The following is a 14,753-nucleotide window of genomic DNA, read 5'->3' as shown; positions in this document are numbered from 1 at the left end:
CGTCAGAAGCGGAACTGCGTGCCGATATACACGGCCTGCCCTTCCTTGTGCGACACGTCCTGTGCGGGCGTGATGCGGTGCTGCTGCTGCGAATAGCGTACGCCTGCGGTCACATCGAGGTTGCGGGTCAGGCGATAGCTGCCCGCCACATTGACCGTCTGGTCGCCACGCGGATCGGCCGGGCGCGCGGCAAGCGCGGGACGGGCTTCCTCTTCCACGGCGATGCGTGCGGCGAAGCGGCTTTCCGGCTCCTGCGCGGCAGGGGTCGGGCGGAAATCGGCCAAGTTGGGGATCGCCGCATCCGACAGCGTGCGCGACAGGACCGGCGCCGCCTTGGCGAAGGATTGCAGCCCGCGGGCCACGCCCAGATTGTAACGGGTCGGCGTGATGCGCAGCCCCCCGCCATCCTCGGACCCGGCAACCGCAAGCGCGCCGCCGCGAGCGGAACGGACGGTGGCGAAGCGGGCGGCACCATCATCGACACGAACAGCAACGGTGACCGTGCGGCCGGTGCGCGGATTGGCCCCGGCAGGGGTGAAGCGGTCCAGCCCGATACCCTGGCCACGCAGTGCCACCAGACTGGCGACCGCGGGATCGACATCCGACGGAGTGAACACCGCCCCGCCAAGTTCCAGCGAACCGATTCGCGGCAGCGAGGCGGCAGCCGGACTGAACCCGCCCAACGCCCAGCCCGCCGTCGGCGCGCCAACCAGCAATGCCGTGGCGACGAGGCCCGTCACCACCTTGCGCATCCTGCCTGATCCTGCCTGCTTGCCCACTTTTTAACCCATTCCCCCAAAACACGTCGCCACTGCAGACGCCGATCACGCCTGACGGTTCCCAGGGGAACCCGGCACGCCGTCACGGTGATTCCGTGTCAATTGATGACCTTGTATGACATTAACGTTGCGTGCGCCAGCATGGCACATGACGCCCCGAAACTTTTATCTGCCTGTGGCAAACCTTCAACAATATGACATTGCGGCAGGCGGGCGGCAGGCGGGCGGCCGCCACCAGTTCAGTGGCGGTTCACCGGTCGGAGGGCGGGAGTGCGCCGCCGCTTGCCGCGCGTGCACGGGTCGAATAGAGGCACGGGCGGATCTGTGCTTTCGCCCGCGTCATGCGCGACCAGTATAGCGTCCCCACCGTACAGGAACGACCATGCCCTTGCTGATCCCAAATTCCTCCCCCCGCCGCCTTGTCCCCTTTGCCGTCGGTGCCGCATTGCTGCTGGGCACGGCCGCATGTGGCGGGCGCGAACGGCCGGAGGCGGATGTCGCCGCGGCGCGGGTGACCTCCATCGGGGTGAACTCCTATCTGTGGCGCGGCGCGCTGGAAACCTTGTCCTTCATGCCGCTGACCCAGACCGACAGCGCCGGTGGCGTGATCGTGACCGACTGGTACGCCAATCCCGATGCCACGAACGAGCGGATGAAGGTGTCCGTCACCATCCTGGACCAGGATCTGCGTGCCGATGCCCTGCGCGTCGCCGCCAGCCGCCAGGTTCTGCAGAACGGCACCTGGGTGGAGGCACCGGTGCAGGCCGCCACCGTGCAGAAGCTGGAAGACATCATCCTGACCAAGGCGCGCGACCTGCGCCGCCGCTCGGCGCTCTGACCGGCGGCCACGCATGACCGATACCAGGTTTGATCCGGCGCGGGCCGACAGCCGCTGGCAGCGCGCGTGGGACCAGGCCCAGTGCTTCCGCGCCGACAGCACCAGCGACCGGCCCAAGAGCTACGTGCTGGAGATGTTCCCCTATCCCTCGGGGCGCATCCATATCGGTCACGTGCGCAACTACACGATGGGCGACGTGCTGGCCCGTGCGCGCCGGATGCAGGGCCACGAGGTGCTGCATCCGATGGGGTGGGATGCGTTCGGCATGCCGGCCGAGAACGCCGCCATGGAGAAGGGCGTCCATCCCGGCGGCTGGACGCGCGACAACATCGCCACGATGAAGGCGCAGTTGCAACGGCTGGGCTTCGCGCTGGACTGGAGCCGCGAGATCGCGACGTGCGAGCCCGATTATTATGGCCACGAACAGGCGCTGTTCCTGGACCTGTATGATTCCGGGCTGGTCTATCGCCGCGAATCGGCGGTGAACTGGGACCCGGTCGACATGACCGTGCTGGCCAACGAACAGGTGGTGGACGGGCGCGGCTGGCGCTCCGGCGCGGTGGTCGAGAAGCGCAAGCTGAACCAGTGGTTCCTGAAGATCACCGCCTTTGCCGACGATCTGCTCGCCGGCCTGGGTCAGCTGGAAGGCTGGCCCGAGAAGGTGCGGCTGATGCAGGAGAACTGGATCGGCAAGTCGCAGGGGCTGCAGTTCAGTTTCGCGACGTCCGACGGCGGCAGCGTGGAGGTCTACTCCACCCGTCCTGACACGATCTTCGGCGCCAGCTTCATCGCGGTCGCTGCCGATCACCCGATTGCGCAGGGCGTGGCGGCCGGATCGCCCGAGGCGCAGGCCTTCGTCGAATTGTGCAAGCAGGGCGGCACCACTGCGGCGGAGCTGGAAACGGCGGACAAGCTGGGCTTCGACACCGGGATCACCGCGCGCCACCCCTTCACCGGCGCCGAGCTGCCCGTGTTCATCGCGAACTTCGTGCTGATGGAATATGGCACCGGGGCGGTCATGGCCGTGCCGGGACACGACCAGCGCGATTTCGAATTCGCCACCAAGTACGACCTGCCGATCCTGCGCGTGGTCGCGCCGGCAGGCGTAGCTGACACATCTGACACTGTGCCGACGCAGGCCGAGACCGGCGACGGCGTGCTGGTCAATTCAGGCTTCCTGGACGGCATGAGTGTGGCGGATGCCAAGGCAGCGGTCATCGCCCGCGCCGAGTCGGAAGGCTGGGGCGAAGGCAAGACCGTGTGGCGCCTGCGCGACTGGGGCGTCAGCCGCCAGCGTTACTGGGGCACGCCGATCCCCTTCATCCATTGCGATGCCTGCGGCGTGGTGCCGGTCCCGCGCGAGCAGTTGCCGGTGGTGCTGCCGGAGGATGTGGATTTCGCCACGCCCGGCAATCCGCTGGAACGCCATGCCACGTGGAAGCACGTGCCCTGCCCCACCTGCGGCGGACAGGCGCGGCGGGAAACCGACACGCTCGACACCTTTGTCAATTCCTCCTGGTATTTCCTGCGCTTCGCCAGCCAGCCGGCGGACAGGGCGTTCGACCCGGCGGAGGTCGCCGCGTGGATGCCGGTGGCGCAATATATCGGCGGGATCGAGCACGCGATCCTGCACCTGCTGTATGCCCGGTTCTGGACCCGCGCGCTGGCGCATGTCGGCAAGCTGGACGTGGCGGAGCCGTTCGCGGCGCTGTTCACGCAAGGTATGGTCACGCACGAAACCTACAGCCGCGACGATGGCGGCCGCACGACCTATTACGCACCCAACGAGATCAGCCGCTCCGCCGAAGGCGCGCTGCTGACCGCCGATGGCGGCGCGGTGGAGATCGGCCGCGTGGTCAAGATGTCCAAGAGCAAGAAGAACGTGGTCGATCCCGACGTGATCGTCGATCGGCATGGCGCCGACGCCGTGCGCTGGTTCATGCTCTCCGACTCGCCGCCGGAACGCGACCTGCCCTGGTCGGAAAGCGGGATCGAGGGCTGCGCGCGCTTCGTGCAGCGGCTGTGGCGGCTGTTCGGCCAGTTCGACGGCGGCGCCACGGGCGAGGACAAGGCGCTGGCCCGCAAGACGCACCAGACGGTGGCGGCGGTGACCGCCGACATCGACGCGCTGGCCTTCAACAAGGCGGTCGCCCGCATCTACGAACTGGCGGGCGCGGTCGACAAGGCGGCGCCGTCCGCCAGCCGGTCGGAAGCGATCCGCACGCTGCTGCTGCTGGTTTCGCCGATGATGCCGCACCTGGCGGAAGAGGCCTGGGCCGCGACCGGCCAGCCGGGCCTGGTGGCGCAGGCCGCCTGGCCGTCCGTCGATCCGGCCCTGCTGGTGGAGGACGAGGTGACGGTGGCGGTGCAGGTCAAGGGCAAGCTGCGGGACACGCTGATCGTGCCCAAGGGCCTGCCCAATCCCGAACTGGAGGCACTGGCGCTGGCGAGCGAGAAGGTCGCCCGTGCGCTGGACGGGGCAACGGTGCGCAAGGTCATCGTAGTGCCCGACCGGCTGGTGAACATCGTTGCCTGACCGGGCCGGCATGAAGGCGCTCGCGGTCCTGCTGCTCGCGCTCGGCACCGCGTCCTGCGGGTTGCAGCCGCTGTACAGCAACGGCGGTTCCGGCGCGATCGCGCGCGGTCTGGCCGCCGTGGACGTCCCGCCGATCGAGGGGCGCGCCGGCTGGCTGGTGCGCGACGCGCTGCGGCAGGAGCTGGGCCAGGGCGCCGAGGGTGCCGGCAGCGGCGCCGCCTACCGGCTGGACGTGCTGCTGGACGAGCAGTTGCAGGGGCTTGGCGTCCTCACCAACGAGACGGTGGGCCGTGAACGCTACATCCTGCGTGCCCGTTACCAGCTGATCGATCTGGCGAGCGGGACCATCGTGCTCGACGCGACCGCCGGGTCCGACGTCGGAATCGACGTGGTGTCCAGCGAGTACGCCACCATCGCCGCCGAACAGACCGCGCAGGAGAGCCTGGCGCTGCAACTGGCGGACCAGATCGCCACCCGGCTGGCGCTGACCCTGCGCCGAACCCAATAGGGCGCCAGTGAAGGCCACCGGCAAGGATTACCTCCAACTGGCGCAGCGTGGCGGCGCCCCGATGCGCGTCAGCTTCCTGTGCGGCCAGGACGAGGCCGGCGCCGCCGCCGCGGCCGACAAGCTGGTGGCGCTGCTGCCCCATGCGGGGGAGCGGGTCGAGCTGAGCGGGGGCGAACTGCGCAGCGATCCCGTCCGGCTGGGTGACGAGGCGCGCTCCTCCTCCCTGTTCGGGACCGACCGCTACATCCGCGTGCGCTGTAGCGGGGACGAGGCGCATGATGCGGTCGCCAACCTGCTGGCGCTGGTCGATGGAGGGGAGGCCGACGGCGCCTGCCCGGTGATCATCGTCGCCACCAATGCCAGCGACAAGAGCCGCACCGCCAAGCTGCTGATCCCCCGCAAGGATGCACTGGCGGTGATGTTCTACCCGCCCGACCTGCGCAGCGTGACGGCGGAGGTCGCGCGCATGGCCGCGGGTGCCGGGCTGAAGCTGTCGCCCGAACTGGCGGAACGGATCGCGCGCGGCGCTGCGCTGGACCTGCGCCTGTGCCAGTCCGAAGTGGACAAGCTGGCGCTCTATCTCGACGCCTCCCCGCTCGCGCCCCGGCTGGCAGATGGCGAGGCGCTGGACGCGATCGGCGCGCGGACGGAGGAGGACGGCTTCATGCCGCTGGTCAACGCGGTGCTGGGTGGCGACACGCAGCGCCTCCCGGCGGAGCTGGCGCGCATGGCCGAACTGGAGCTGAACCCGGTCGGCGTGCTGCTGGCGATCGAGCGGCGCGCGGCGCAGCTGGCGCAGCTGACCGCCCGCGCCGCCGGCGGCGGACAGCGGATTGCCGACCTGCTGGAGAACGAGCAGCGCGCGCGGCGCGTGTTCTGGCGCGACCGGGCCGACCTGGAACGGCAGATGCAGCGCTGGGATGCGGGCCGGCTGGACCGGCTGGTCAGCCGGCTGGCCGGGCTGCACCGCACCCTGCTGGCCAACAGTGCGGCCGCACCCCTGCTGCTGGCGCAGGATCTGGCGGAGATCACCCGCTTTGCCTCCACGCGGCGGTGATCGGGCGGCGCTGCCCCGTTAAGGGACAGGCTCGTTCGCAACCGCACAAACGGATGGCCAAGTTGCAGCGCCTGCGTTATGCCCGCAACCCTGACGGGGACGCGATAGTCAGCAAACTGCATGGGACGGCACCATGAACGCACCGGCATTCAGAATTGAAGGCGAGCGGCTGCTGCCCCGTGTTTCGCCAAGTGGTCTTGCCCCTTCGCTGGAACGCAAGCGGCTGCAGGTCTACGGCACGCAGATCGCGCTTGATTCCGCGCTGCTCGTCCTGTGCTTTTTCGGCACGGCGTTGCTGTGGTTCGGGCATGTCCCCGATGCGGCGGAACTGCTGGTCGGCAATCTGCTGCTGCCCATCTACCTGACGATCGCGCTGCACAACGGCACCTATTCGCTGATCACGCTGACCGACTGGAAGCAGGCGGCCGGCCGCATGGCATCCGCCGTGCTGATCGCCGCCGTCCTGCTGACCTTCATCGCCTATTTCGTGAAGGTCTCCGACTCGTTCTCCCGTCTGGTGCTGTTCGGCGGGGTGAGCTCCACACTGCTGGTGCTGTCCTCCACGCGCTTCTTCACGACCCGCTGGATCCGCAAGCACTGGGGTCCCAGCCCCATGAACCTGCTGCTGATCGACGCCGGCGGCCCGCCCATCGCCATCCCGCATTCGTATCGCATCGACGCGTACGAGCACGGGCTCTCGCCGGTGCTGGACGACCCGCACATGCTGGACCGGCTGGCACGGTACCTGCGCAACATGGACGAGGTGGTGGTGAACTGCCCGCCCGAACTGCGCGCGGCCTGGGCCATGGTGCTGAAGGGTTCGGGCGTGCATGGCGAGGTGACCAGTGGCATCGTGCGCGAGATCGGCGCCCTTGGCGTGGTCCATCGCGAGAATGCGGACGTTTCCTCCCTCCTGGTATCCACCGGACCGCTGGGCATGCGCGACCGGGCGGCCAAGCGGATGTTCGACATCCTGGTATCGGGCCTGGCGCTGCTGGCGTTGTCCCCGGTGCTGCTGGCGGCGGCGCTGCTGGTCAAGCTGGAGGATGGCGGGCCGGTGTTCTTCCGCCAGCGGCGGCTGGGTCAGGGCAACCGGTTCTTCCGCATCTACAAGCTGCGATCCATGAAGGTCGAGCAGTCCGATGCCGACGGCAACCGGTCGGCCAGCAAGGATGACGACCGCATCACGCGCATCGGATCCTTCCTGCGCAAGACCAGTCTGGACGAGCTGCCGCAGCTGATCAACGTGCTGCAGGGCGACATGAGCATCGTCGGCCCACGTCCCCATGCGCTGGGCAGCCAGGCGGGCAACAAGCTGTTCTGGCAGGTGGACCGCCGCTACTGGCAGCGCCACTGCCTGCGTCCAGGCATTACCGGCCTGGCGCAGATCCGCGGCTTTCGCGGCGCGACCGACAAGGAAAGCGATCTGACGGGTCGGCTGCAGGCGGACTTGGAATATCTGGCGGGCTGGAGCATCTGGCGCGACATCCGCATCATCTTCGCCACCGCCAAGGTGGTGGTGCACGACCGGGCATTCTGACCCGGTTCCGGAACGGACGGCAGGCCGGCAACGACCTTCCATCCGGTCTGGCCTGAAACCAATTTCCTCATCATCGGGACCACGCACCGGGCTTTGAGCCCGCGGGGTCATGCGCCCGGGCAGGGCTAGTTGCGCCACGCCGATGATGCACTTTCGCTTTGTCTTGTGTTCGACACTGGCTGTCTGGATTTGTGCCGTGATGGCACATCGTGGAAACGGCTCGCCCGAGCCGTTGCTCGGCTGCAATGATCTGCTAGCAACGCGATCATAACCCGATCTAATCACGTTCCCCGTGATCGCCGTTCAAAGACCTGATAGTCTTTCTGCAATACTTTATCTTAACCCTTACTTGTCGCCGGAGGCACTATGCGCCGTGACATCCCATTTGCCGACGTGGCGCACAGCCATCGTGCAAGTATCGACTTCGCTCCGCCATCGCCGCGCGGCAGCGCGAACACAGGCGCCCGGCGAACCCAGGCCTACCCCCTTGCCGTGTCGGACAACCGCGCGCCGGTCGGTGCCGGGCCCGATGTCCGCCAGATCCTGGGCGTGAACGTGGCCGCACTGTCCGGCCCGCAGGCCGTTGCGCTGATCGTCGACCAGGTCACCCGGCGGCAAGGGGGCATGTTCGCCTTCTGCAATGCTCACACCGCGAACCTCGCCAACAGTCGTGCCGACCTGCGCGAGGCGCTGCGCCACGCCACCGTGTTCAATGACGGCATCGGCGTCGATCTCGCCAGCCGCCTGCTATACGGTGCCAGCTTCCCGGAAAACCTGAACGGCACGGACCTGACCCCGGCACTGCTGGATGCCCTGCCTGCCGGCACGCCCGTGTTTCTGCTGGGCAGTCGGCCCGGCGTGGCGCAGGATGCGGCAACGGTGCTGGAACAGCGCCATGGCATCACGGTGGTCGGCACGCAGCATGGCTATTTCACGCCACATGACGAACCCCTCCTGCTGCAGCAGATCGCTGCATCCGGTGCGGCTCTGGTGATCGTGGCGATGGGCAATCCGTGGCAGGAGTTGTGGGCGGCGCGCAACCATGAGGCGCTGGCCGCGCCGATCCTGTGCGTGGGCGCATTCCTCGATTTCGCTGCCGGCCGCGTCAGCCGCGCGCCAGTGACGGTGCGCAATCTCCGGCTGGAATGGGCCTATCGCCTGCTGCAGGAGCCGCGCCGGCTGGCCAGCCGCTACCTTCTGGGCAATGCCACCTTCCTGGCGGCGGTGCTGCGGCAGCGCAGCGCGCGGCAGGTGATCGCCGGTCCGGTGCCGGGCCCGCGCGGCTGGACCGAACCGACCGGCGAATGAGAGTCCTGGTTCTTGGCGGCTCACCCCGGCATTTCGGCGGGGTGGAGACGTTCTGCACCCGTGCGGTGCAGGCGCTGGCCGACCATTTCCCCGCGCTGAGCGTCCGCCATGCCGGCACCTACACCGCCTATCTCTCGGCGCGCACGCTGTCCCAACTGCTGGGCGGGATTGCCGGTGTGGCCCGTTTCAGGCTGGGCGGCCACGGCGTGGTGTGGCTGCAATATGTGAACCTGCCGGATCTGGCCTACATCCTTGTCGCGCGCGCTCTCGGCCTGCGCGTGATGGTGACGCCGCATCTGGGTAGCAACTGGCGTTCCCAGCGCGATCCGCGCCTGCGTGCGCTCAGCCGCAGCCTGCTGGGCCGGGCGCAACGCATTGCGCTGTTGGCACCGACCCAGGCAGAGGAAGTCGCCCTGCCCGGGCGCGTGCCGCAGAGCGCCGTCAGCACCTTCCTGCCGGCCGAAGTGCTGCTCCCGGTACCCCGCGCCGCGCAGACCGGCCCGCTGCGACTGCTCCATGCCAGCCGCCTTTCGCGCGAGAAGGGCACCTTCAAGGTGGTCGAGGTCGCTGCCGCCCTGCGGGATCGCGGCGTGCCGTTCACGCTGGAGATCGCCGGCGGCGCGGACGAGGCGACCTTTGTGGCGTTGCGCGCGCTGATCGCCGCGCATGACCTTGCGGCCCATGTCCACCTGACCGGCTGGATCGAACCCGCCGCACTGATGGAGCGGCTGCGGGTGAGCGACGTGCTGGTGCATCTGTCCACGATCGATTCGTATCCGCTGATCGTGCTGGAGGCACTGGCCTGCGGCATGTTCCCGATCGCGCTGGACCTCGCCGGTGCACGCAACATCGTGGGCCGGTTCGACGGACTGATCGTCGATCCGGCGGCCGATATCGCGCAGACTGCGGCCTTCCTGGCGACCGCTGAAGCGGACGATCTGCGCCGGCGCGGCCAGGCACAGTCGGCAAGGGTGCGCGAGTCGCTGGGCTGGCAGGCGGCGGCGGCGCAACTGGCGCAGGCGCTGCAGCAGACCGCCACAGACCAGGCCGTGAACGCGTAAATCAGTCGGGCATCATGCCTTGGCGGGTGTAGAAGCCGGTCCGGTCATTTGGCTCGGACTGTTCGGTAGCCTGAGGCCGCCTCGTTTCCGGCATCTGGGTGGGGCGCGTGGTCGCGCTTGTGGCTGCGCGCTGGTGAACCTGCAGCCCAGGCGATCAGACGATCGGCCGCCGCAACCATTCGTGCGGCAGCTGAGCCCAGCGGCCCGCCGGCAGGCGCCGGGCGAGCTGCACCAGCGGCCGCTCCACCAGCAGATGCGCCGCCACGCCCGCGCAGGTGCTGCCCACGAAGATGACCCCGAACATTACCGGTTGCGGCAGCAGGCCTGGCATCAGGCGGGCATGGATCAGGCAGATGGCAGAGATCACGGCCGAATGGACGAGGTAGATCGAATACGACGCCTCCCCCAGCAGCAGCATCAGGCGCGACGGGGCATAGCCCCGGTGCCGTTCGGTCATTGCGCCCCCCAGCATCACGCCCATCATCAGCAATCCTACCAGCACCAGCGGGCCGGGTGCGCCCTGCTGCGCCTCGATGTCGGCATTGAACAGCGGGCTGGCCAGCAGCAGCGCCAGCGCCGCCCCGGACCCGAGCAGCAGGGGCAGGCCGTATCGCGGGGTCGTGCGGACGAACAGCCAGTAGGCGAGCGCACCGAACAGGAAGTTCACCGCCCAGGCGCTGGCCAGGTTGATCGTGGTCGTGCCGACGATGAAGGATGTCCACACGATCGCCGCCGCCCAGATGGCAAAGGCCGCGATGCCCAGCCAGCGGTTCACGATCAGCAGCGCGAACATCCCGTAGAAGAACACCTCGAACACCAGCGTCCAGGCAACCTTCAGCGGCAGGGTGGGCGTGTCGGTGAAGCGCACCAGCGTGTAGGCGGTGAGCATGTTGCGCCAGTCGGTGGAGAAGCTGACATAGCCGAAGCCCGCCAGTGCCGCGACGACGAACAGGGTCAGGAACACCCAGTATGCCGGGTAAACGCGGGCGAACCGCCGCCACAGGTACGGTCCGAGCTTGCGCGGCTGGCCGATGTCGCGGGCATGGGCGAAGCAGATGATGAAGCCGCTGAGCACGAAGAAGAAGTTCACGCCCAGCCAGCCCAGCCCGGTCGGCCGTTCGAATTGCCCCATGGCGCCATATTTCGGCTCTGCCATGATGATGCCGACGTGGTAGGCGACGACGGCCAGCGCCGCGAGCGCGCGCATCACCTGCAGGGACAGGATCGTGGTCTTCGTTCGGGGTGCGGTGGCCATGCGGATGCTTCTACAACAACACGCCATGCGACAGGGTAGAAATATGGTGCCGGCAAAGCCCAAATTGGTTCACCTGCAGACCCTGCGCGGGCTCGCCGCATCGGCGGTGGTGGCGACGCATGCGGTGGAATATCCGATCCGGCGCGGTCTGTTGCCCGAGGAGTTCTACCGGCTGGCCTGGGCGCTGGGCTGGCTGGGGGTGGCGGTGTTCTTCGTCATCAGCGGGCTGATCATGATCCACAGTGCCGATCGCGAGTTCGGGTCGGCGGAGGCGGCGCGCCGGTTCGCGCTGCGCCGGGTGGTGCGCGTGGTGCCGCTCTACTGGCTGGCGACGATCCCCTTCGCGGTGGCGCAGGTCGCCCGGGGGGAGGCGCTGACAGCGGACATGGTCGTGCGCTCGCTGTTGTTCATCCCCTATGCCGGCACGGGGATGGAGGCTGCCCGGCCGATCGTCGGCCAGGGCTGGACGCTGAATTACGAGATGCTGTTCTACGTGCTGTTCACCGCCACACTGCTGCTGCCGCGGCGGATCGGCCTGCCGGTGCTGCTCGGCTTCTTTCCGCTGGTGATCGCGCTGCGATCGCTGGTGTGGCCACTGGTACCGTATCGCGATCCCACCAGCCCGCTGCCGTTCTGGTCCGATCCGATCACGCTGCTGTTCGTCATCGGGCTGGTGATCGGGCTGGTGCAGCTGCGCCGGACGCAGTGGCATCAGGTGCGCCATCCGGTTGCGGGGACCGTCGCGGTGCTGGGGGCGGCGATCGCCATCTTCCTGGCGGCTGGCGGCGGCTTTCCCATGCCGGTGTGGTGGCAGGCGCTGTTCGCGGTGGCGGGCGGCCTGTCGGCGTGGCTGTGCACCAGCCATGCAGGCCATCGCTACCCCCGCGCCGGTCTGGTGGCGGAGGCGGCGGGCGATGCATCCTACAGCACATATCTGTTCCACCCGCTGATGCTGATGGTGCTGTATGCCGTGTGGGAGCGGACGCCGCTGGCGGCCATGCGCGCGGGGCCGGCGCTGTTCGTCGCGCTGGCGCTGGTGGCCTGCAATGTCGGTGGCTGGCTGATCTTCCGCTGGCTGGAACGTCCGCTGACCCGCCGGCTGGCGGCGCTGACCGGGCGCAAGCGACCGCCGCTGCCAGTGGTCGCCTGATCAGGCGGTTGGCGCGGCTCGCAGCCAGCGGCGGGCGAAGCGCCAGGTCCACCACAGATAGACGACCGCACCGGCGACGATGCCGCCGATCGACCACAGCGTGCCGGCCAGCAGCACCAGCCCGGTGACCGCGATCACGCTGCCCAGCGCCGACCAGACGCTGGCCATGGCCAGGTCACGGAATTCGCCCGCGGCCTGCAGCAGGGCGCTTTCGGGCGTCTGCAGCAGCCGCAGCAGCGCGAACACCGCCCACAACAATGCGGCGACGATCAGGAAATCCAGGTCGTAGGCCGGCGGGAACAGCAGATCCGGCGCCCACACGAACAGCCCGGCCCCGACCGCGATCGTACCCAGCCAGATGCCGATCAGCGCCAGCCGGAACACCAGCAGCGAACGCGGTATGCTCGCCAGTTCGCCCGCGCCGATCGCGCGCGCCAGCATCGGTCGTTCGAAATCGGCTAGCGCATTCTGCGCCACGTTGACCGGGCGCAGCAGCAGCGCACTGGCGGCGATCGGTGCAAAGGCGGCGGCACCGCTGATGGCGGTGACGATGTAGACATGGGCGTTAGCGGTCGCCTCCGTCGTCATCACGCCCAGCAGCGCCCAGCGGGACTGGCCCTGCCAGATCGTGCGGTACTCCCGCAGGGACTCGCGCAGCACCGCCGGCCGCCAGCCGCCCATGCGGGCAAGATAGTGCCGGCCGAACGGCAGCAGCCCGGCCGTGGCCCCGGCCAGCAGCGCCAGATAGCAGGATTGCTCGACATCGCGCCCCAGCCCGGCCACCAGCAGCGCCAGCACGGCGATGACGACCACGCTGTACAGCAGGTCCGACATCATCGTGCGAGCCTGCCGGCCATGCACGTAGGCAAAGGCGCGCCCGAACCAGCGCAGCAGCGCGACCGCACCGAACAGCGCGAAGCAGGCGGCGCTGAAACGCGGCAGGTCCAGCGCGAGACCCAGTGCGGCGAACACCGGCACCGCGATGATCGCCCCGTGCAGGTTCAGCCGCAACAGCGTCCCCTCCCCCGCTTCGCGCGCGGCCGCATCGCCGCGCGACAGGAACACCGGCAGCGGAGCGCACAGCAGCGCGCTCCAGATGCCCCAGCTCAGCTGGATGGCGACCAGCAGGACGGAAAAGGTGCCGAAGGCGGCGGGCGGCAGCAGCCGCAGGAGCACCAGCGCCAGCCCGAAATGGGTGATCGCCACCCCGATCGGCCCGACCGCCGCCGCGAGGTAGCGTCCGGCCTTGTCCACCAGCCAGTGGTTCATGCCGCTTCGATCCGCTCGCGGCCCAAGGGTGGCCTGTCGGCGCGCCATCCGGCGCCACGGCCCGTCCGCCACCAGCCGCCGCACAGCTGATCCGTAGCCGCGACCGCGATCACGATCATGACCTGACCGAAATGGTCCGGCGACAGGATGCTGGATTCGGTCAGATTGTGGAATACGGAGAAGACCAGCACACCCAGGCACACGCCCGCCAGATCGCGCGCGGCCGGCGCCAGCGTCAGCAGCTTGGCGATCGGCAGCACGAACAGCACGATCACCGCCAGCACGGCACCCGGTATGCCGAGCTGCATGATCACATCGAGATAGCCATTGTGCCCTTCCGCGATCAGCTTCGTGATCCACGGGGAGCTGCTGTAATCGTAGATCGGCGAGGCCGGTCCCACGTTCCATACCGAGCCGAACCCGGCGCCCAACCATGGATGGTCCGCGATATAGACGACCATCACCCGCCAGATCTGGATCCGGCCGGTAAAGGCGTCGAGGCTGCTGTCCAGTTCCAGCAGGAGCGGCGGCAGGTAGACCCACGCCGCCAGCACCGCACCTGCGCCCACGATCGCCAGCAGCGGCAGCAGGAACAGGCGGAGCCGCGGCGAATAGAGCTGGTACAGCCCGCCCGTGATCACGCCGATGCCGACCAGGCCGATCGCGGTCTTGGACTGGGTGCCGAGCAGGAAAATGGCCGCCAGTGCGATCAGGCCGATGCGCAGCAGCAGGGCCAGGCGGCCGATACCGAAGCACAGCAGGATGATGGTGACCGCCGTCAGCAACCCGGCGCCGTTCTTCTCCGGCATCACGCCGCGCCACGCGCCGACGATCGAATCGTCCAGGATCGCGCCGCGCAGCCGGTGGATCGCCGCCGGGTGCACCGCCACCGCCAGCAGGTTGGCGATCAGCAGGCCGAACGAGACATACAGCACCACCGCCAGCGCAGCGCGCGGACCCAGCACGTCGATCGTGCGGAAACACATCCAGATCACCAGGATGGCCAGCACCAGCCGGCGCAGGCCCACGCCCGGCTCGACGGACCAGCCGATGCTGGCCACGCACCAGACCAGCAGCGCCAGCATCGGCAGCGACATGGCGAGCAGCCGGCCCGGCTGACGCAGCGGATCGGCCGTGAGCAGCATGAGCCCGGCGCCCAGTACATAGAGCAGCTGGCGCACCACATTGCCCTCGCCGCTGAAATCGCCGGCGAACAGGTAATCGCCCGGCAGCAGCGTCAGCCTGGTCGAGCTGATGAAGACGACACCGCCCAGCACGACCACGGCCAGCGCTTGGCGCAGATCGTCGAGCGACAGGCCGCGCCAGCCGCGCAGGTCAGTGGATTGCATGGTGGCTCCGCGCGGACAACATTGCGCGAAGTAGCAGCCGGCCGAAGCGGCAGCAATCATGCGCGGCAGGGCGGACAGTCCCGATCTGTGGCAGGACCGCCCA

12 protein-coding genes are annotated in these 14,753 nt (G+C 68.6%); 8 read left to right on the top strand and 4 right to left on the bottom strand.

The genetic code is table 11. The features are described 5' to 3' along the window. Nucleotides 1-2: 2 nt before the first annotated feature. Nucleotides 3-752: a hypothetical protein gene (locus PK98_RS13215; RefSeq protein ID WP_039097301.1), complete on the bottom strand. Its 750-nt coding sequence runs from the start codon at nucleotides 750-752 to the stop codon at nucleotides 3-5. 409 nt (nucleotides 753-1,161) lie between these two features. Here PK98_RS13215 and PK98_RS13210 point away from each other — a divergent pair, with 409 nt between their 5' ends. The 7 genes from PK98_RS13210 (at nucleotide 1,162) to PK98_RS13180 (ending at nucleotide 9,627) form a co-directional block, all read left to right on the top strand. Beyond that, nucleotides 1,162-1,617, top strand: a complete 456-nt coding sequence (locus PK98_RS13210) for a DUF3576 domain-containing protein (RefSeq protein ID WP_039097300.1) — start codon at nucleotides 1,162-1,164, stop codon at nucleotides 1,615-1,617. Nucleotides 1,618-1,630: 13 nt separating this feature from the next. Further along, complete coding sequence (gene leuS, locus PK98_RS13205) at nucleotides 1,631-4,153, top strand: leucine--tRNA ligase (protein ID WP_039097299.1); 2,523 nt, start codon at nucleotides 1,631-1,633, stop codon at nucleotides 4,151-4,153. Nucleotides 4,154-4,163: 10 nt separating this feature from the next. Then, nucleotides 4,164-4,661 carry an LPS assembly lipoprotein LptE gene (gene lptE, locus PK98_RS13200; RefSeq protein ID WP_039097298.1) on the top strand — a complete coding sequence of 166 codons (498 nt, stop codon included), beginning with the start codon at nucleotides 4,164-4,166 and terminating at the stop codon, nucleotides 4,659-4,661. A 7-nt stretch (nucleotides 4,662-4,668) separates the two neighbouring features. Continuing rightward, the gene (gene holA, locus PK98_RS13195; protein ID WP_039097297.1) at nucleotides 4,669-5,718 is read left to right on the top strand and encodes a DNA polymerase III subunit delta; all 1,050 of its coding nucleotides are present in this window, start codon (nucleotides 4,669-4,671) and stop codon (nucleotides 5,716-5,718) included. 133 nt (nucleotides 5,719-5,851) lie between these two features. Continuing rightward, the gene (locus PK98_RS13190; RefSeq protein ID WP_039097296.1) at nucleotides 5,852-7,258 is read left to right on the top strand and encodes an exopolysaccharide biosynthesis polyprenyl glycosylphosphotransferase; all 1,407 of its coding nucleotides are present in this window, start codon (nucleotides 5,852-5,854) and stop codon (nucleotides 7,256-7,258) included. Nucleotides 7,259-7,624: 366 nt separating this feature from the next. Next, nucleotides 7,625-8,566, top strand: coding sequence for a WecB/TagA/CpsF family glycosyltransferase (locus tag PK98_RS13185; protein ID WP_052208675.1), 942 nt, complete (start codon nucleotides 7,625-7,627; stop codon nucleotides 8,564-8,566). After that, nucleotides 8,563-9,627, top strand: coding sequence for a glycosyltransferase (locus PK98_RS13180; protein ID WP_161792444.1), 1,065 nt, complete (start codon nucleotides 8,563-8,565; stop codon nucleotides 9,625-9,627). The genes PK98_RS13185 and PK98_RS13180 overlap by 4 nt, the downstream gene beginning before the upstream one ends. 154 nt (nucleotides 9,628-9,781) lie before the next feature. Here the strand turns inward: PK98_RS13180 and PK98_RS13175 are convergent, their stop codons facing one another. Continuing rightward, nucleotides 9,782-10,882: an acyltransferase family protein gene (locus PK98_RS13175; RefSeq protein ID WP_039097294.1), complete on the bottom strand. Its 1,101-nt coding sequence runs from the start codon at nucleotides 10,880-10,882 to the stop codon at nucleotides 9,782-9,784. A 64-nt stretch (nucleotides 10,883-10,946) separates the two neighbouring features. Between PK98_RS13175 and PK98_RS13170 the strand changes: the two genes are divergently transcribed. Further along, complete coding sequence (locus tag PK98_RS13170; RefSeq protein ID WP_161792443.1) at nucleotides 10,947-12,032, top strand: acyltransferase family protein; 1,086 nt, start codon at nucleotides 10,947-10,949, stop codon at nucleotides 12,030-12,032. Here PK98_RS13170 and PK98_RS13165 read toward each other — a convergent pair whose 3' ends face one another. Beyond that, nucleotides 12,033-13,301 carry a hypothetical protein gene (locus PK98_RS13165; protein ID WP_152608665.1) on the bottom strand — a complete coding sequence of 423 codons (1,269 nt, stop codon included), beginning with the start codon at nucleotides 13,299-13,301 and terminating at the stop codon, nucleotides 12,033-12,035. Next, complete coding sequence (locus PK98_RS13160; RefSeq protein ID WP_039097290.1) at nucleotides 13,298-14,650, bottom strand: O-antigen ligase family protein; 1,353 nt, start codon at nucleotides 14,648-14,650, stop codon at nucleotides 13,298-13,300. The genes PK98_RS13165 and PK98_RS13160 overlap by 4 nt, the downstream gene beginning before the upstream one ends. Nucleotides 14,651-14,753 lie beyond the last annotated feature (103 nt).

The sequence above is a fragment of the Croceibacterium mercuriale genome, assembly GCF_000802385.1.
In the GTDB taxonomy this organism is placed as follows: domain Bacteria; phylum Pseudomonadota; class Alphaproteobacteria; order Sphingomonadales; family Sphingomonadaceae; genus Croceibacterium; species Croceibacterium mercuriale.
The sequence above is the reverse complement of the archived record's forward strand: the minus strand, read 5'-3'. Positions and strand labels throughout refer to the sequence as shown.